The sequence below is a fragment of the Pseudoalteromonas sp. SD03 genome (genome assembly GCF_040937955.1).
GTDB classification, from domain to species: domain Bacteria; phylum Pseudomonadota; class Gammaproteobacteria; order Enterobacterales; family Alteromonadaceae; genus Pseudoalteromonas; species Pseudoalteromonas tetraodonis.
Map to the genome: position 1 here is coordinate 321,045 of NZ_CP162515.1, position 19,159 is coordinate 340,203.

Sequence of the window (19,159 nt, forward strand, 5' to 3'; positions counted from 1 at the left end):
GCAAATAAACTTGGGCAATTTTAGCATTATTGCCTATATTTTTAGCTTAGTTATTTAATAGTTGGTTCAAAACAAATTTGAAAACCGCAACGTTTACAGAAAAACGCAAATTTATCGTTAAATTGGGCAAAATGCTTCATAAGTACGGTACACCGGCATATCGCCTAGAAGCCCATTTAATGGAAGTGGCGACTTACCTCGGTCTTAAATCATCGTTTGTCATGTCGCCAACATCGGTTACCTTTGTTATTTGGACTGATGGCCACGAAGATGAATACACCCATGTTGCCCGCGTAGACCCTGGCGATCATGACTTAGGCTCACTTGCAGATACCGATGATCTCGTTAATAAAATGCTTAATGATGAATTAACGTTGCAAGAAGTTGATCAGCAACTTGATATCATTTTTGATGCCCCAAACCCTTACAATAGAGTGATTACAGGTATTGCCTTTGCTACCTCTGGCGGCGCATTTGCAATGCTTATGGGCACCAGTTGGAATGACGTGCTGTGGTCTGGTTTATTAACCTTTGTTGTTTATTTATTTGTGTTGTGGTCGGCTCGTTCCAAGCGCGTTGCCCACATGTTAGAACCCTTAGTGGCCATTGTTTCAGCGGTACTGGCGTGTGCCATTAGCGTTCATTTAGATGCGCATATTAATATTCGTTTAATTGTTCTGTCGGCCATTATTGTGTTTATTCCAGGCCTAGCACTGGCACTTGGTTTAGCTGAACTCGCAGCGCGGCATTTAGTATCTGGCACAGCACGCGTTATGGACTCGTTTATGTTGCTGTTTAAACTTTATTTTGGTGCATTTATTGGTATTGCTATTGGCTTTGCTATTTTTGGCCAAGCTGATTTTGTACAGCCAGAGCCACTGCCTAAATGGACAGCTTGGTTAGCTATATTTTTACTATGTAGCAGCTTAATTGTGATATTTAGAACTAAGTTTAAACATGCTGCTTGGTCTATTGCCTCAGGATTTATAGCCTACGGCACCAGTATTGGCTCTGCCATGTATTTAGATTACACGCTGGGTACCTTTGTTGGCGCATTTTCTGTCGGTGTATTTAGTAACTTATTTAATCGGGTTGCTAATGCCCCTGCTTCCATTGTAGCTATGCAAGGCTTAATTGTGTTGGTACCGGGGAGCAAAACGTACATAGGTTTAAACTCACTCATTGAAGGTCAAGACTTTGTTTATGCTGAACATATTGGGCAGCAAACGTTTTTAATATTTATGTCACTGGTGGCAGGACTTATTTTTGCAAACGTGGCGCTTCCTCCTAAAAAGAGTCTATAAATGTATGCGCGGTATTGCACAAGAATCACTTCACTTAACGTCCTCTTTTGAGGATTAATCGCATTTTTTAGTATATTGGTTACACATTGCTATAATGAGGTAAATCTTATAAAGCAAAGGAAATAACAATGCTAAAAACTAGCTTAGCGCTGGCAATTGGGCTTTCAAGCTCAGTTGCATTTGCGCAATCGGCCATCACTGTTGAAGACATTCCAAAAATTAAATCTGTGATCCAAACCAGTGTTAGCCCAGATGGCGACAACGTTGCGTTTACACGATCGTTACCGCGTACATTATATGTTGATGAGAACGGCAGTAATTACAGTGAACTTTATGTTGTGGATGATAAAGGCGTTGAACGTCCTTTTATTACCGGCTCGGTTAACATTAAAAGCATAGAATGGTCAAACGACAGTAAAACAATTTACTTTTTAGCGAAATTAAAAGACGATAAATTTACCTCGCTTTACCAAATACCTGTTGATGGCGGCCAAGCACAACCTGTTCTTGCTTTAAAAGACACATCAATTTCAAGCTACAAATTAAGCCCAGACAACAAACAGGTGGCTATTTTAGCGATGCCTGCAGCAGACAAGTCAGAAAAAGAACTTAAAAAACTTGGCTTTAAAGCTGAAGTATATGAAATGGGCTTAAAGAACAAGCAGCTTTTTATTGTTGACTTAGCTAAAGCGGATAAACCACTTACCCCCACCGCACTCAACGTTGATAATTACGTGAGTGATGTTAACTGGGCAGCTAATGGCGAAAAACTACTGGTTAAAACCCAACCTACCGCATTGATTGATGATAAATACACAAAATCTATGTGGCATTTGTTTGATATTGCTAGCAATAAAGTAACCTTATCGTTTAAAACTGAAGGCAAGCTAGGTGATGCAGAACTGTCGCATGATGGTAAATACATTGCTATTTTAGGTGCAGAAGATAAGCACGACCCTGCAACAGGCCGCTTATTTATTGCTGACACTAAAACCGCTGAAATCACTGAATGGTTACCTGACTTTATGGGGCACGTTGTTGATTTTGAATGGTCGCATAAGCGTAATACACTTAACTTTATTGCCAATGTAGGCACGCAAAGTTTTGTAGCGAGCATTAAAACGGGATCTAATAAATACAAAAAATTAGTCAAAGAAGGTGAATTTATTGCCTCACAATTGAGTGTTTCAGATTCAGATAAAACACTCGCACTTCGTGGTAATACCGCAAAACACCCTAACGAAGTGTTTATTGTGCGCAGCAATAAAGCAACACGTTTAACCGATTCAAATAGCTGGTTAAATGATAAACGCTTTGCCAAGCAAGAAACCATTACCCTTAAAGCACGCGACGGCGTTGAGCTTGATGGTGTGCTTGTTTACCCATTAAATTATGAAAAAGGCACACGCTACCCACTGATTATGTCGGTACACGGTGGCCCTGAAAGCCATGATAAAGACGGCTGGGTCACTAACTACTCACGCCCAGGTCAAATGGGTGCAGCACGTGGCTATGCGGTGTTTTATCCTAACTACCGAGGCTCTACAGGAAAAGGAGTAGATTACTCAAAATTAGGCCAAAACGATTACGCAGGTAAAGAGTTTGACGATTTAGTTGATTTTAAAAATCACCTTGTTGATATGGGTTTAGTAGACACTAAACGTGTTGGTATTACTGGGGGATCTTACGGTGGTTATGCATCGGCGTGGGGCGCAACAAAACTAACCAAACACTTTGCTGCAAGCGTTATGTTTGTGGGTGTCACCAACCAACTGTCTAAATTTGGTACTACTGATATTTCTAACGAAATGAACCTAGTTCATGCGCGTTCATACCCATGGGATAAATGGCAGTGGTACTTAGAGCGCAGCCCTATTTACTGGGCAGGCCAATCTGAAACACCTCTGCTTATTATGCATGGTAAAGACGACCCTCGCGTTCACCCTGCACAATCTATGGAGCTTTACCGCTACATGAAAGTGCAAGGTAAGGATGTACGTCTTGTTTATTACCCAGGTGAAGGTCATGGTAACCGTAAAGTGGCAGCGCAATACGACTACAGCTTGCGTTTAATGCGCTGGATGGACAACTATTTAATGGAAGGCAAAAAAGAGATGCCAGCGTTTGAAATTGACCATGCTGCTAAGTTAAAAGAAGTCAAAGACGCAAATAAATAAGCACTTACGAACGCGTTTAATTTTAAAAGGCCAACATAAAAATGTAGGCCTTTTTTATAGGTCTAAATTGGCGAGCACGCATCCTTAGTGACATAGCACAGCTTATGTTAAACTCTTGGCAATTATTTTGTTAACTGCTAATTTTACTGCCATGTCAAACCCTGCTAGCTGCTTTACCGTTTTTGATCAAAACGTCGATTCCCTTACTCTGCCTGAGCAGTTTACATTTCCATTTTATTATAAACCGCACCCTTTGGCCGTTGCCGCTGCACAGCAATTACAACAGCAATTAAAAAAGCTAGATAAGGCTATTTTAGATACGGATGATATTGATGCGGGTAAAATGTTTGGTGTGCTCGTCGTTCAAAATCAGGCGCAACAACTGGGGTTTATTAGCGCCTATTCGGGGCAAATAGCGGGCATAGATGAGCAATTGAATTTTGCACCTAATGTGGCACTTAAACACATAGACGATGCTGTATTTAGTCAGCAAAGCCAAATCATTAACGCCATTAATGCGCAAATTACGGCATTAGAAAACAGTGAAGATTATCAAGCCATTGAGCAGCAATTAGCTACAGCACGTAAAAATTATGAACAGCAACTTGTAGCCAAACAACAAGCCATGCAAGTGACCCGCAAACAGCGAAAAGAGCAACGCCAAACTGGCCAAGAGCAACTCAATGCCGATGACTTTGAACAGCTTAAAACAACCTTAGCTGGGCAGAGTATTGTTGAGAAAAAACAACTGCAGGCATTAAAGCAAGACTGGCAAACGCAAATTACAGCGCTTGAGCAAACCCAAGCAGCTATGCTGGGTGAAATTAACGGATTAAAAAAGCGCCGCAAAACACTCTCAAAAAACCTACAAAAGAAATTATTTGCTCAATACCAATTTTTAAATGCACACGGTGAAGTGACCGATCTGAATGCTATTTTTGCCAAACTTCCTGAGCACACGCCGCCTTCGGGAGCGGGGGATTGCGCCGCCCCTAAATTATTACAATATGCATACAAGCACCATTTAAAACCAGTGGCTATGGCCGAATTTTGGTGGGGTGCACCGCCTAAATCAGCAATTAGGCATCACTTACATTATTACCCATCGTGTTATAGCAAATGCCAACCCATTTTAGGTCATATGCTAAAAGGCTTAAATGTTGAAGAAAATCCATTACTAACAAACCCTGCAAAAGGAAAAAACTTAACTATTGTTTATCAAGACGATGATTTACTGGTAATAAACAAACCCGCTGAATTTTTATCGGTGCCAGGGATTAATATTGATGACTCAGTGTACATGCGTATTAAAACTCAGTTCCCCGCGGCTTCTGGCCCACTTATTGTGCACCGGTTAGATATGTCGACCTCAGGGCTGTTAATTATTGCGCTTAATAAGCGCGCGCATAAAGCGCTGCAAAAACAGTTTATTGAACGCACAATTGAAAAGCGTTACGTTGCTTTAGTGGCGGGCAATATCACTGAGAATAGCGGAGTGATTGATTTACCCCTTGTGCTCGACTTTGATGATAAACCACGCCAAATGGTGTGTTATAAAACCGGTAAACCGTCGTTAACAACATGGCATGTACTGGAGCGCAAAAACAACACCACCCGACTGCAGTTATACCCTAAAACAGGGCGCACACATCAGTTACGGGTGCATTGCGCTCATCAATTAGGTTTAAATACCCCGATAGTTGGCGATACTCATTATGGTGAAGAGGCAGAGCGCTTACATTTACATGCCGAGTATTTAGCCTTCACCCACCCTATTTCTCATCAACGTTTAGAATTTGAAGTAGCCGCTGATTTTTAAATCAGCGATACTAAAACTCCCCTATGTTTTAAAAAGCCTTGCCATTTTTTTATATTGCAAAGTCGGTAACCTTTACCGTTGCAATATAGAAAAATTTACCTGCATTATGCAAAGCCTCTACTTATAAATAATAAATAGCTATATATTTCAATGCATTAAAAGTTGGCATTAGCTTTGCTTTTATAAAAATAAGTATTTATTACAGTCCACTTTATTTGATTAAAAGCGCCAATAAGCGCTTTTAATGACACACAGTATATGGGTAACTAACCGTTTACTGCGTACAACAGAACTTCCTACACTCCCTGTGTACTTTATTGGTTATAGGCTAACGCTTATAACCATTTTTTTTGCCTTTATTATTTAATCGTAAATTTTACGTCTTGATCGCGTAATAAATAAAGCGCAAAACACGCAGCCCACATCGGCCACGCCGCAAAAAACAGTAAATTATTAAAGCCATCAATGTATTGATTATATGAAGAAAGCGTAGATAAACCATGCATTATAAAAATAGCACCGTAAGTAATACGTTTTTTAATACCGACCAAAAATGCTATTACTAGCAATAATTGCAGTGCACCTAAAATATAAGCAATAGTATCGGTAGAGCCACTGATCCCATAAAAATGTTCAAAAATTCGGGCGCTATGCCCCGGATTTACAAATTTATCTAGCGTCCACATTACCATCACTATAAACACCCCTAACCGAAGCGATAATAAAGACCACTGCAAACGATTTTGTACATCAGTATTCATTGAACCTGTCATAAAATTTCCTTAAAAAAGATATAAATAAACTAATAAGCAATAAAGACCGTACAAACTCTCTTTTATTTCATAATAATTGTAAATAGCTGTTAAGCTTGTTTAATAAATCGATTAACAAAGCAGCTATTTTTAATATTTTAATAAATAACAATATTGTTAAATTGCTGAAAGTTATTTTTAAGCCTTTCGGTCTTTTATAACCATCAACATACAATTACAGAGAGAAAACGTTTGAAATCTTCATCCTTGGCCGTATCTATAGCCGCTTTATTAAATACACCCGCTATTGCTTTTGCTACAACAAAGCCTGTAACAGAAAATGCCATAGAGCGTATTGAAGTAGCGGGCCAAAGTTTAAATTCTCAAGGACTTTCTGTTAAAGATGCAACCATAAATGGCCCCTTTGGCGATAATTTAGCACTGCAAGATATAGCACGTTCAGTCACGCCTATTTCAAAAGAGCTAATAGAACAACTTAACATTACTACCTTGCAAGACGTACTTGCTGTGAGCCCTAATACGTATGCCGCCAGTGGCTTTGGGGCACCAAGCTTACCCACTATTCGAGGCCAATTAGGTGAGCTTTTTCAAGATGGAACTCGTCGCCAAGCGGGTAATAACGGCTTTGGTGTACCGCTATCATTTAACGCGGTAGAACAAATAGATGTAGTTAAAGGCGCTCCTCCAGTATTGTTTGGTTCAAGCCAGCGCAATGGTGGCTTTGTTAATTTACACTCTAAGCAAGCCTCAACTGAAGAACACAAAGGTAAAGCGAAGCTCTCTGCGGGTCGTTGGGATCAATACACCGCTCAGCTTGATTACACCACACCGATTGTAAAAGACAAAATTGGTTTTCGTGTGAGTTATGAACACCTTGATCATGGAAGCTACTACGATTACTCAGGGACTAAAAGTGACAGTCTTTTTGCAGCACTGCGAGTATTGCCTGATGATAAAAGCAGCTGGGATATTAACTTTGAGCTATATCAGGTTGAGTTTACCGACAACGCCGGTATTAACCGCCCTACTCAAGCACTCATCGACCATGGTCTTTACATTACCGGCCAAGGCGTTCAAGCAAACGGCAGCACAGTACCCGCAGCGGGTTCAATTGTATCTCCTACAGGGTTAGTTAACATTGATCGCAGCACCGTACTTACCGACCCTGATAACCAAAACGAAGCCACTACTTACCTACTACACAGTATTTATAAGCGCGAGCTTTCAGATAAAGCGTCGCTTAAAAATATTAGTTATTTTCAGCACTTAAAACGTGATGAAGTGGCTCAAAACAGTTTTGTTGAAATTATAGATGGTGCCGATACCGCACAAAACCGCACTGAACTAACGTATCAATGGAATAATGAACAGCAAACTATCTTAGCCTTTGATGTACGCTACAACAAAGTACTTGGCTACAGCCAATTTACCACCGAGGCCGACACGCCAATTGATTTAACGGGTCCACTTTCAAACCGTCGTATTCCATTAACCGATGCGCAAAAAGCACGCTTAGTTGAGCTGCGCCCCGGTGTATTTGTATCTCCAGGTGGTCAATACGATATAAACGGCGATGGCAGTGGCGATTTTAACTTATCAGACACCACCGACTCGCGTTCTTGGCAAACTGGCTTTGCTATACAACAAGACTCACAGTGGACAAATAAACTGCGTACCAGTGTGGGTTACCGCCTTGATTATTATGATGTAGAAGCACACGATCCCATAGCGCCACAAGGACAAACAGCAGCCAGTGATAGCATTAACGACACGCTGCAATCTGGCCAAATCAGTTTTAATTACAAGCTCAATACTGATTTTACAAGTTACGGCGCAGCAAGTTACAACGAAGCGACTTCAAATAGTATGGCCGGTGGTAACACCTTAGGTGGTGACAACACGATTAGTGCGCAAAACTTTGCAACCGAAAACACGCTGGTAGAATTTGGCTTAAAATATGCGCCTACTAACAGCGATTGGTATGCTGATGCCGCCCTATTTAGCCAGCGCCGTAGTTTACGCAACCGCGATGGCAGCAATACCGGTATTCGTACCTCAGGTTTTGAAGGCCAAGTATTTTACGACGCTTACCCATATTGGTTAAGTGCAGGTTATAGCTATATTGACGCGCGCTATGATAACTCTGCGACTGGCCAAGACTCGGCGCAAATTGCTGATGCGTTTGATAACTCACGCCCAGATATTATTGCCGGTAATGGTATAGGCGCGCCAAGTTATACAGCGTTTGCCCCTTCAAATAGCCAAGTACAAGGTATTCCTGAGCAATCGTTAAGCGTTAATGGTAGTTATTCAATTAATGAGAAATGGCAGGCAGGTTTTTCAGCTTTATATGCAAAGAGTTACCCGCTAGATTTTTTACAAACAGTGAAAATTCGTGACCAATACACGCTAAACGTCAATACCAGCTACGCGTTTACGCCTAGCACTAAGTTGCGATTAGATGTGAACAACGTCACAAATCAAGATAACTGGCGTCCAGTGTTTGAAGGCGGCTATTTTGGCGCAACATTAGCATTCCCTGAATTACCAATAAACGCCAAGCTTACCCTAACGCATAACTTTTAAGCCCAAGAGATAATATGATTAAAAAACTATTGTTAGTATTGATTGCAGCAGCCGGTATTGGCATGTTCTTTCATTTTAATTTGCACCAGTTGCTTACACTCGATGGCTTAAAAGGGTCGATGGATCAGTTTAACCAATACAAAGCGCAATCGCCGTTGTTAGTTATTGGCGGGTTCTTTTTACTCTATGTGGTAGTAACGGCTCTCTCTTTACCTGGCGCAGCTATTTTAACATTGGCCGCAGGCGCATTATTTGGCTTAGTAGAAGGCTTACTGGTGGCGTCGTTTGCCTCAACGATTGGTGCTACCCTTGCCTTTTTAGTGTCACGCTATTTATTACGCGACACCATTAAAAAACGGTTTCCTGAGCGTTTAGCTGCTATAGATAAAGGCGTAGATAAAGAAGGCGCTTTTTACCTTTTTACTTTGCGTTTAGTACCGGTATTTCCGTTCTTTTTAATTAACCTATTAATGGGCTTAACCGCTATTAAGTCGTGGACTTTTTATTGGGTGAGCCAAATTGGTATGTTGGCAGGCACCTTTGTTTTTGTGAATGCCGGTACTCAACTTGCACAAATTGAGCGTTTATCGGGCATTTTGTCACTAGATTTAATTCTGTCATTTGCTCTATTAGGTGTATTCCCACTGATTGCGAAAGCGATTTTAAATGTATTTAAAAAACAACGGGTTTATAAAAACTACACTAAGCCCAAAAAATTCGACCGTAACATGATTGTTATTGGCGCGGGTGCAGGCGGCTTAGTTACCAGCTATATTGCCGCCGCAGTAAAAGCCAAAGTCACCTTAATTGAAGCCGGCGAAATGGGTGGTGACTGCTTAAACACTGGCTGTGTGCCTAGTAAAGCGATTATTAAAAGTGCAAAAATAGCACAGCAAATGCGCCATGGCGAAAACTATGGCCTTGAAAACACTACACCGCAGTTTTCCTTTAAAAAAGTAATGGCACGTGTACATCAAGTCATTGCTGATATAGCCCCGCACGACAGCATAGAGCGCTACACAAATTTAGGTGTGGAGGTTTTAAAAGGCTATGGAAAATTGATTGACCCGTGGACAGTGGAAATTAAACTTAACGATGGCAGCACGCAAACTCTTACCGCTCGCACACTTGTTATTGCCACCGGTGCACGCCCGTTTATACCGCCACTGCCAGGTATTGAAGAAACCGGTTACGTTACCAGCGATACTTTATGGAGCAAATTTGCCGAGCTCGACGAAGCGCCCAAAAAACTGGTTGTTTTAGGTGGGGGCCCGATTGGTTGTGAGCTTGCACAAAGCTTTGCTCGTTTAGGCTCAAGTGTGACGCAAGTTGAAATGACTCAGCGCGTTATGATCAAAGAAGATGTTGAAGTGTCAGCTTTTGCACACCAATCATTGGCCGATAGTGGCGTTAATATTTTAACCTCACACCAAGCGCTGCGCTGTGAAGCACGCGAGGGTAAAAAGTACCTCGTGGTGAAGCACAACGACACCGAAATTGATATTGAATATGATGAGCTACTGTGTGCCGTTGGCCGAAGCGCACGCCTCAAAGGCTATGGCCTTGAAGAGCTTGGTATAGAAACTAATCGAACCATAGTAACTAACGACTACTTAGAAACACTCTACCCTAATATTTTTGCCGCAGGCGATATTGTAGGCCCGTACCAGTTTACTCACGTTGCGGCTCATCAGGGGTGGTACGCGGCGGTTAATGGCTTATTTGGCCACTTTAAAAAGTTTAAAGTAGATTACCGTGTTATTCCATGGACCACCTTCATTGATCCAGAAGTCGCGCGCGTAGGCCTAAACGAGCAAGAAGCGATTGATAAAGGCATAGACTATGAAATCACCCGCTTTGAGTTTGAAGAGTTAGACCGCGCCATTACTGAGAGCGCCAATAATGGCTTTATTAAGGTGATCACCCCTAAAGGAAAAGACAAAATACTCGGAGTTACTGTGGTTTCTGAGCATGCAGGCGATTTAATTGCTGAATTTGTTTTAGCCATGAAACACGGCCTTGGCCTTAATAAAATTCTAGGCACAATTCACAGCTACCCAACATGGGCAGAAGGCAACAAATATGCCGCTGGTGAATGGAAACGTAACCATGCTCCACAAACTGTTTTAAACATGCTTGAAAAATACCATGCATGGCGCCGAGGTTAAGCCTTTGTATACGTTATTGAAGTTTTTAGTTTTAAGTGCACTACTGGTCACGGCGTTTAAAAGTAGTGCACAAAACCTGCACGATAGTTGGAACACGCTATTAACTAAACATGTTGTCGCTATTAATCATGGGCACAGCACTGAGGTTGATTACGCTGCAATTAAACACGAGCATACCCAATTAAAAGCATATTTAAATACGTTAACAGCCATCACACCAGGTGAATTTAACACGTGGGGTAAACACAAACAGTTGGCGTTTTTAATTAATGCCTATAATGCCTTTACCGTTGAACTAATATTAACGCAGTACCCTAATATTGAATCAATCAAAGAGTTAGGTAGCTTTTTTAGTTCACCGTGGAGCAAAGAGTTTATTTCGCTGCTAGGTAAAACACGCAGCCTTGATGATATAGAGCATGAGTTAATTCGTGGTAGTGGTAAATACAACGACCCGCGTATTCACTTTGCAGTAAACTGCGCCAGTATTGGTTGCCCTGCACTTCGTGAAGAAGCCTACTCGGCCGATAAACTAGAAGAGCAATTACACCAGCAAACTGTTCGTTTTTTGTCAGACAACACCCGCAACATGGCAACAGGCAATACTTTAAATGTATCGTCTATTTTTAAATGGTACGGCGGTGATTTTGAACAAGGCTTTAAAGGAGCAAACACATTACACCCGTTTTTAGCACAATACGCTGATGCATTAAAACTGCTACCCGCTCAACAAAAAGCGCTGCAAAATAATGACATGAAAATTAAATTTTTAGATTACAACTGGAATCTAAATGCACGTCGTTAAGCCAATACAAATACTCAGCCGATATTGTTTTTTGAGTATTGCTTTGTGCATTGTTTTAGTTGCTAGCTTTAAAACCATGGCAACCTCTCCCTCTGATACTCGCTGGCAAACTATCCAAAGCCAAGGTAAAAACCAACCCGTTTATTTTTATGCATGGGGCGGCGATCCGCAAATAAATGCCTACATTCAATGGGTGGCTGAGCAGGTCAAAGCGCAATATGATATTGAATTAGTGCATGTAAAATTAAGCGATACCAGCGAAGCAGTAAGCCGAGTATTAGCAGAAAAATCAGCCAATAATCACGCTCAAGGCAGTGTCGATTTAATTTGGATCAATGGCGCTAACTTTGCCGCTATGAGTAAGCATGACTTGCTGCTTAAAGACTGGGCCCAGACGCTGCCAAATTTTGCATTAACCGATCCTAATAATAACCCCGCGGTAAACTTTGATTTTGGTTTGCCTACAAACGGGATGGAAGCGCCTTGGGGGCAAGCGTCGCTCACTTTTTATTACGACAGCCTAGCAATAGATGGCAGCACAACGAATCAATTACCCACCACCCTACATCAGTTATTAACTTGGAGCGCGCAAAACCCTGGGCGTTTTAGTTACCCAAAGCCGCCTGATTTTTTAGGCATGAGCTTTTTAAAATACGCTTTAGTGGTACTACATAACAACAACGATGATGAATTAAAAGCACAGCTAAACCAGCCAGCTACAGATAAAAACACCACTGAGGTGCTCAACCCTTTGTGGGTATTTTTAAATAAATTACACCCTACGCTTTGGCGTAGCGGCAAACATTTTATGCAAAGTGGCGCACAAATGCGCCGCTTAATTGACGATACTGAGCTTAGTATCGGGTTTACCTTTTCAGCGCCAGAAGTGCCCGCTGCAGTACAACGCTTTGATTTACCCACCAGCACCCGCAGTTATGCTATGCATGATGGCAGTTTAAGTAACACCCATTTTGTAGCAATACCGTATAATGCAAGCCATGCACAAGGCGCACAGTTAGTCGCTAATTTTTTATTAAGCCCTCAAGCGCAAGCTCATAAACAAAAGCCCACTATTTGGGGCGATAAAACCGTGTTGATCCAATCAATGCTAAATACCCAGCAACAAGCCTTATTTAAAACCACACAACCGCACCCAAGTGCGCTGCCTTTTAATAGCATAAAACGCACACTCAGTGAGCCTCACCCAAGTTGGGTTAATGCCATAATGCAAGGTTGGCAAACGCGCTATGGGGTTAGCCAATGAATAAAGTACCCGCTTCAAATAGCCTATTTACCTTTTTGGTCAAACTAAGTCCTTACTGTTTGGTTGCATTGCTTACTTTACCCGTTTTAGGGGGGGTAATCGGCGTGCTTTTACCTGCCTTTGGTTGGGCGCCGGCACTCAATGAAACAAATATTGGCTTAGCAGGATTTAACGCATTATGGCAAACGCCTGGATTGACACACATGGTAGAGCTGAGCATACGAACAGGGCTTATTAGTACCTTAATCGCGTTTGTGCTGATGATCATTATGCTTGGCGCGTTTTTTAATAGTGTGTGGCTTAAACGCATTGAATATATTTTAAGTCCAATATTGGTTATTCCGCATGCCGCTGCCGCGATTGCGGTGAGTTTTTTAATTGCGCCATCGGGGTTATTTACTCGTTTATTTTCTCCATGGTTAACTGGCTGGCAATTAGCGCCAGAAGGCGCGTTACCTTACGACGCTTTTGGCTGGAGCATTATTATTGGGCTTGTGCTTAAAGAGTTACCTTTTTTACTACTGATTGCATTGAGTGTTTTGGCGCAACCCGAACTTGGCAAAAAGCTACGCAAACAGCATCAAATTGCGGTTAATTTAGGTTATTACCCTATGGTGGCGTTTTTTAAAGTGGTGCTACCCAGTTTATACCCACTGTTACGTTTACCTATTTTTGCAGTACTTGCTTATGCCAGCGCCAGCGTTGAAATGCCACTCATTCTTGGCCCAAATACCCCTCCCACTTTAGCCGTTGCTATAATGCACTGGTTTAACGATGTAGATTTAAACCTGCGAATAAAAGCCTCGGCGGGTGCCCTGTTACAATTAGCGGTCACTGTTGGACTACTCTTAACGTGGCTATTGCTTGAAAAAATCATTGCTCTAGTTTTTAAGCAATCACTTATTAATGGCCGCCGCCAGTATGCACATCAATTGATCTGCACATTTACTCATGTTTTCACGAGTCTAATTTTAATTTTTATTGTTGCTGCGCTAATTGGGTTAGTGATGTGGTCAATAGCGGGCTATTGGCGTTTTCCGGATACCGTGCCCTCAAGCGTGGTATTTCTGCATTTTCAACATGCATTTACACAAATACATACTCCCTTGTTTAATACCTTAATAATAGGGGTAATAAGTACGCTGTTTGTTATCACTATGGTATTGCTGTGCTTAGAAGCCGAGCAGTTAAACACGAAACCCATGTCGAAATGGACACAGTTAATTATTTATCTTCCTTTATTAGTGCCCAGTATTGCGTTTTTATTTGGTATTGTGTGGTTACAACAACTGCTCAATAGCCAGCATGCCTTTTTTAATGTGATATTTGTGCACGTTTTATTTGTTTTACCGTATGTTTTTTTATCTATTGCCGATAGTTACAGGCGTTTAGACCCTCGATTAGCGCGCGTTGCCGCAAGCTTGGGGACAAGTCCCTGCAAGGTGTTTTTACAGGTTAAATTGCCACAACTATTCGCCCCTATTTTAATCGCGATAGCGCTTGGACTGGCGATTAGTTTTGGCCAATATTTATCTACACTTTTAGCCAGTGGCGGGCGTATAAGTACCATTACCACCGAAGCCGTAACCCTTGCTAATGGCGCAAGCAGACGCACCAGTGCAGTTTACGCCATTTTACAAATGGCATTACCGCTAATTGGTTTTGGTGTGGCATGGGTGTTACCTAAATACTTTTTTAAAGCGCGCGCTTAACTATAAAACCATTAAGGCTATTTAATGCAGTCATCATTACACATCAAAGATTGTCAGCTTTACCGTCAAGGCGAGCTGTTACTAAGCTTAAACGAGCAAGTAAATGGCGGCGAAATACTCACCATTATGGGGCCATCGGGCAGTGGCAAGTCAAGCTTATTAAATTGGCTTACAGGCTGTTTGCCCAAAGACTTTAGGGCACAAGGCGAAGTATGGCTAAATGATCAAAATATAGATAACACACCCCCGCATTTACGCCATATTGGGGTGCTCTACCAAGACGCTTTATTGTTTTCGCATTTAACAGTGGCAGGAAATATTGCCTTTGCTATGCCCAAAGGCAATAAAAAGCAGCGTCTTGAAAAAATAGACCACGCCCTAGAACAAGTTGGCTTAACAGGATTGGCAGCCCGCCATCCCGACAGTCTATCTGGTGGGCAGCAAGCGCGTGTTGCACTACTACGCATGTTGCTCAGCGAACCTAAAGCTATTTTACTCGACGAGCCTTTTAGTAAACTCGACACCCAATTGCGTGTTGATACCCGCGAACTGGTGTTTAGTCAAATACGCGAGCATAAATTGCCTGCCATTATGGTTACGCACGACCACAGTGACGCCGAGGCAACAGCTGGCAAAGTGATTACTTTAGGCACTGATGCTTAAAACCTGACTCATATTCAAGGCAATACGTATGTTAGATAAATTTGTTACCCCCATTATAAAGCCACTACTAACACCGGTTGTTATGCTCATTAATAAAAGCGGCATTACAGCTAATCAACTCACTGTTTTTGGTTTTTTAGTGGGTATGTTTGCCGTGCCTTTACTTGCCTTTGAAATGTGGTATGGCGCATTAATCGCCATTGCGTTGAATAGAATTTTAGATGGACTGGATGGCGCATTAGCCCGCTATGCTAATCAAAGTTCTAGCGCGGGTGGGTTTTTAGATATTACTCTCGACTTTTTATTTTACGCAGCGATTCCACTGGGCTTTATTTTGGCTAATCCAGCACAAAATGCCATTGCAGGTGCTATTTTACTGGCTACTTTTATAGGTACCGGTTCCAGCTTTTTGGCCTTTGCGATTGCCGCTGAAAAATTTAAACTCGACAAACCACAATTTAAATATAAAAGTTTTTACTACTTAAATGGCTTAACCGAAGGCACAGAAACCATTGCCTTATTTGTTGCCTTTTGTATTTGGCCGCAGCACTTTGCCATAATGGCCAGCTTATTTGCTGCAGCTTGCGCCATAACGATTTTCACCCGTATTTATGGCGGTTATCACACATTAAAACAACTAGAAGCTAATATCAGTAAAACGGAGGCTATCAATGGATAACGAATTATGGTGGCGGCTTGGATGTTTTGTAAGTATTTTAGTCATAATGATGCTGCTTGAGTGGCAAGCCCCTGCACGGCAATCGCCCATAAAAGCCACTAAACGTTGGGTTGCGAATTTTGGTCTTGTATTTACCTCTTCAGTGATTGCTCGGTTAGCGGTTCCTTTAGGGTTAACCGCCGCCGCGCTTTATAACCAAGAACATAGTATCGGTGTGTTTAATCAACTAACTATGCCTCTTTCAGTAGCAATTATACTTAGCCTGCTGTTGCTAGATATACTGATTTATTGGCAACACAGATTATTTCATAAAATTCCAATTTTATGGCGTTTACACCGTGTTCACCATGCTGATGCGCACGTAGATACAAGCACTGGGCTGCGCTTTCACCCTATTGAAATAGGTCTTAGCATATTGATAAAGCTTGCCGCCATAACTGCTCTTGGCGTGCCCGCCATTGCAGTACTTATATTTGAAATAACACTCAATGGGTTAGCACTGTTTAACCACGCAAATATTCGCTTGCCAAGCGCAATAGAAAAACCACTGCGCCTCATCCTTATCACCCAAGCGCTGCACCGCATACATCACAGCCAAAACCCCGAAGAAACAAACAGTAACTTTGGGTTTAGTGTAACTTGGTGGGATAGACTTTTTGGCAGCTATAAATCACAGGCAAGCCAGCCTGATAAACGTATTGCACTTGGTTTGAGCCAATACCCAAACCCCGAACAAAATTCATCCTTGTGGCAATTGTTAATAATGCCATTTAAAAAATAGCAATACGGCTAATGAAAACGCCCATGTACACCTTTTAAACCTTTATTTATAACATTACTTGGGCGTTTAACCGTTCCTGTTAACAAAAACACCCTATTAAAAGTAAATCAATTGTAAATTATTTAAACAAATTCTTGACCCAGTTAAAAATCCCCCATATTATTTGTAAGCGCTTACATTTATCACACATAAAAATGTAAGCGCTTACAAAAATGAAAAAATCAACAAATACACTATATTCTGACAATAATCAGTTGAACGGGGTTCAGTTATGAACATTGAAACAACACGCATTACTCGCCTTTTGGCTGCTATCTCATTAGCAACTTTGGCTGGCTGTGGCGGCGATGCTGCAACAACATCCAATTTTGAAAAAGTAGATCCTGCCCAGCCAGTTTCAGATTGGCAAATGGTTTGGAGTGATGAATTTGATGGCACAAGCATTGATACAAACAAGTGGAACTTTGAATTAAACTGCGCTGGTGGTGGTAACAACGAAAAACAATGTTACACCGACAGTGAAGAAAACGCCTTTATTAAAGACGGTGTGCTAAACATAGTCGCCTTACCTGCAGAAGAAGGCGCAGAAAAACCATACACATCAGCCCGTTTAAACACCCGTTACAACGCAGACTTTACTTATGGCCGCTTTGAAATGCGTGCAAAGTTGCCTTCGGGTCAAGGTAGCTGGCCAGCTTTTTGGATGATGCCAACCGATGAAGAATATGGTACTTGGCCGCGCTCTGGCGAAATTGATATTTTAGAAGCGGTAAATTTAAAAACAGTTGCTGAAGATGGCACCGTTGAATCTAATATTCATGGCACACTTCACTATGGCCGTGAATGGCCAAATAACTCAAGTTCAGGTAAAGCGTATACATTCCCTGAAGGGATGAATCCTGCAGACGATTTTCATACTTACGCAATTGAATGGCAAGAAGGCGAAATTCGCTGGTACGTAGATGGCTATTTATACGCCACACAACGTCGTTCTGAAGTTCGTTACAATTCAAAAGATGAGCCTGTTGGCTTAAAGCATAAAGGTTGGTTTGCTGAATACTTTGAACAAGGTAGCGGCGAGCTAACAACGCATTGGGATACAGCACCATTTGATAAAGACTTTTACCTTATTTTAAACAATGCCGTTGGTGGTGATTGGCCTGAAAACGTAAATAACTTAGGCGTTGACGCTGCAGCATTTGCAGAAGGTCAAAGCTTTGAGATTGATTACGTGCGTGTTTACGAATGTACCTCTAACCCAACCACAGGTAAAGGCTGTGAAACAGTCCGCCCAGGTTACGATAGCCTAGAAGATGCACTCGTTGAAGGTAAAGCCCCTGTACCTACTCCACCAAGTGATGGTGTTGCAAGAAACCTTGATATATTTAATGGCACATTAAACGCAAACTGGATCGCTTGGGATTGTTGTGGCGGAACCACACCAGAAACCATTACCGATGCTGACAAAGGCGACGTAATTAAGTTTAACATTAACGATAATAACGGTACGGTACTTGGTTTCTCTACCCGTGGCGGTCATTTCCCTGATGGCTTTGCAGGGTCATCGTCGCCATTTGACGCTTCTTTATTGCTTGATTTAAATGGCCGTGTATCATTTGATATGAAAGTAGTAACACCTCCAACATCTTCAACTACTTGGTTATTAAAAGCCGAAGCGGGTGATGGTGGTCCTAATACAGGCGATGTAGCCCTTAGCGATAGTACTGAAGGCGTAACACCGGTTACAGGCCAATGGCAAACCTATACATTCCCGCTTTCTTTACTACAAGAAAGAGGTTTAGATTTAAGTGCCATTGATGTTTTAATGGTATTCCCAGCATGGCAAACAGGTGAAGGCGCAGAATACTTAATTACCAATGTGGCTATTGAAGGCGACTTACCAAAAGTCGACCTTTTCAGTGATGAACAAAACCTAAATTGGCCAATGTGGGATTGCTGCGGTGGCTCAACGCCAGTTGAGGTAGTAGATGATGAAGAGCACGGTTTAACTGCTGAGTTTACTATTGGCGCAACAGCAACAGTAATGGGCTTTAATAACCGCACAGCTGCAGGCGGAAGCGGTGAAGCATTCGATGCTACTTCAATATTAGAAAACGGTGTAATAGCGTTTGAGTTAAAGGTGATTTCAAAACCAAATAATCTTGATTCAGTTTGGACTTTCAAAGTGGAGTCTGATAACGGTAGCTCAGCTGTCGAAATTCCACTAACTGACAGCATTGAAGGTATAGAACCTACTGTTGGTGAATGGCAAACATATACCTTTACCCTTGCTGATTTAGCCGGTGCAGGTTTAGATGTTAGTGCGTTAGATGTAGTGATGATTTTCCCAGCTTGGGACACAGGTGAAGGCGCCGTTTATCGTGTAGATAACGCTTTCATTGGCGTTCCATAATTAAAAGTCACTTAA

13 protein-coding genes are annotated in these 19,159 nt (G+C 41.8%); 12 read left to right on the top strand and 1 reads right to left on the bottom strand.

Features of this window, described 5'->3' with window-relative positions; translation table 11 throughout:
* The first annotated feature begins 77 nt into the window (after positions 1-77).
* From ABZP26_RS17880 to ABZP26_RS17890, 3 genes are all read left to right on the top strand, one after another.
* Complete coding sequence (locus ABZP26_RS17880; RefSeq protein ID WP_028834183.1) at positions 78-1,304, top strand: threonine/serine exporter ThrE family protein; 1,227 nt, start codon at positions 78-80, stop codon at positions 1,302-1,304.
* A gap of 128 nt (positions 1,305-1,432) precedes the next feature.
* Complete coding sequence (locus ABZP26_RS17885) at positions 1,433-3,481, top strand: prolyl oligopeptidase family serine peptidase (RefSeq protein WP_368485849.1); 2,049 nt, start codon at positions 1,433-1,435, stop codon at positions 3,479-3,481.
* A gap of 151 nt (positions 3,482-3,632) precedes the next feature.
* Positions 3,633-5,300 carry a pseudouridine synthase gene (locus tag ABZP26_RS17890; protein WP_290191230.1) on the top strand — a complete coding sequence of 556 codons (1,668 nt, stop codon included), beginning with the start codon at positions 3,633-3,635 and terminating at the stop codon, positions 5,298-5,300.
* A 359-nt stretch (positions 5,301-5,659) separates the two neighbouring features.
* On the opposite strand, the gene ABZP26_RS17895 is transcribed toward ABZP26_RS17890, so the two are convergent.
* Positions 5,660-6,073, bottom strand: coding sequence for a hypothetical protein (locus tag ABZP26_RS17895; protein WP_090493334.1), 414 nt, complete (start codon positions 6,071-6,073; stop codon positions 5,660-5,662).
* 231 nt (positions 6,074-6,304) lie between these two features.
* On the opposite strand from ABZP26_RS17895, the gene ABZP26_RS17900 reads away from it, so the two are divergent.
* From ABZP26_RS17900 to ABZP26_RS17940, 9 genes are all read left to right on the top strand, one after another.
* On the top strand, positions 6,305-8,659 hold the full coding sequence (locus tag ABZP26_RS17900) for a TonB-dependent receptor (RefSeq protein ID WP_368485850.1): 2,355 nt from the start codon (positions 6,305-6,307) through the stop codon (positions 8,657-8,659).
* Positions 8,660-8,673: 14 nt separating this feature from the next.
* Positions 8,674-10,827, top strand: a complete 2,154-nt coding sequence (locus ABZP26_RS17905) for an FAD-dependent oxidoreductase (RefSeq protein WP_368485851.1) — start codon at positions 8,674-8,676, stop codon at positions 10,825-10,827.
* On the top strand, positions 10,808-11,632 hold the full coding sequence (locus ABZP26_RS17910; RefSeq protein WP_013463033.1) for a DUF547 domain-containing protein: 825 nt from the start codon (positions 10,808-10,810) through the stop codon (positions 11,630-11,632). The genes ABZP26_RS17905 and ABZP26_RS17910 overlap by 20 nt, the downstream gene beginning before the upstream one ends.
* The gene (locus ABZP26_RS17915; RefSeq protein ID WP_013463032.1) at positions 11,619-12,896 is read left to right on the top strand and encodes an ABC transporter substrate-binding protein; all 1,278 of its coding nucleotides are present in this window, start codon (positions 11,619-11,621) and stop codon (positions 12,894-12,896) included. The genes ABZP26_RS17910 and ABZP26_RS17915 overlap by 14 nt, the downstream gene beginning before the upstream one ends.
* Entirely contained in the window at positions 12,893-14,608 is a 1,716-nt protein-coding gene (locus tag ABZP26_RS17920) for an ABC transporter permease (RefSeq protein ID WP_368485852.1), read from the top strand. Before ABZP26_RS17915 ends, ABZP26_RS17920 begins: the two co-directional genes overlap by 4 nt.
* 24 nt (positions 14,609-14,632) lie before the next feature.
* Positions 14,633-15,271 carry an ATP-binding cassette domain-containing protein gene (locus ABZP26_RS17925; RefSeq protein WP_013463030.1) on the top strand — a complete coding sequence of 213 codons (639 nt, stop codon included), beginning with the start codon at positions 14,633-14,635 and terminating at the stop codon, positions 15,269-15,271.
* Positions 15,272-15,299: 28 nt separating this feature from the next.
* On the top strand, positions 15,300-15,950 hold the full coding sequence (locus ABZP26_RS17930; RefSeq protein ID WP_013463029.1) for a CDP-alcohol phosphatidyltransferase family protein: 651 nt from the start codon (positions 15,300-15,302) through the stop codon (positions 15,948-15,950).
* Complete coding sequence (locus tag ABZP26_RS17935) at positions 15,943-16,731, top strand: sterol desaturase family protein (protein WP_013463028.1); 789 nt, start codon at positions 15,943-15,945, stop codon at positions 16,729-16,731. Before ABZP26_RS17930 ends, ABZP26_RS17935 begins: the two co-directional genes overlap by 8 nt.
* Positions 16,732-17,002: 271 nt before the next feature.
* Positions 17,003-19,144 carry a family 16 glycosylhydrolase gene (locus tag ABZP26_RS17940; RefSeq protein ID WP_368485853.1) on the top strand — a complete coding sequence of 714 codons (2,142 nt, stop codon included), beginning with the start codon at positions 17,003-17,005 and terminating at the stop codon, positions 19,142-19,144.
* The last annotated feature ends 15 nt before the right edge of the window (positions 19,145-19,159 follow it).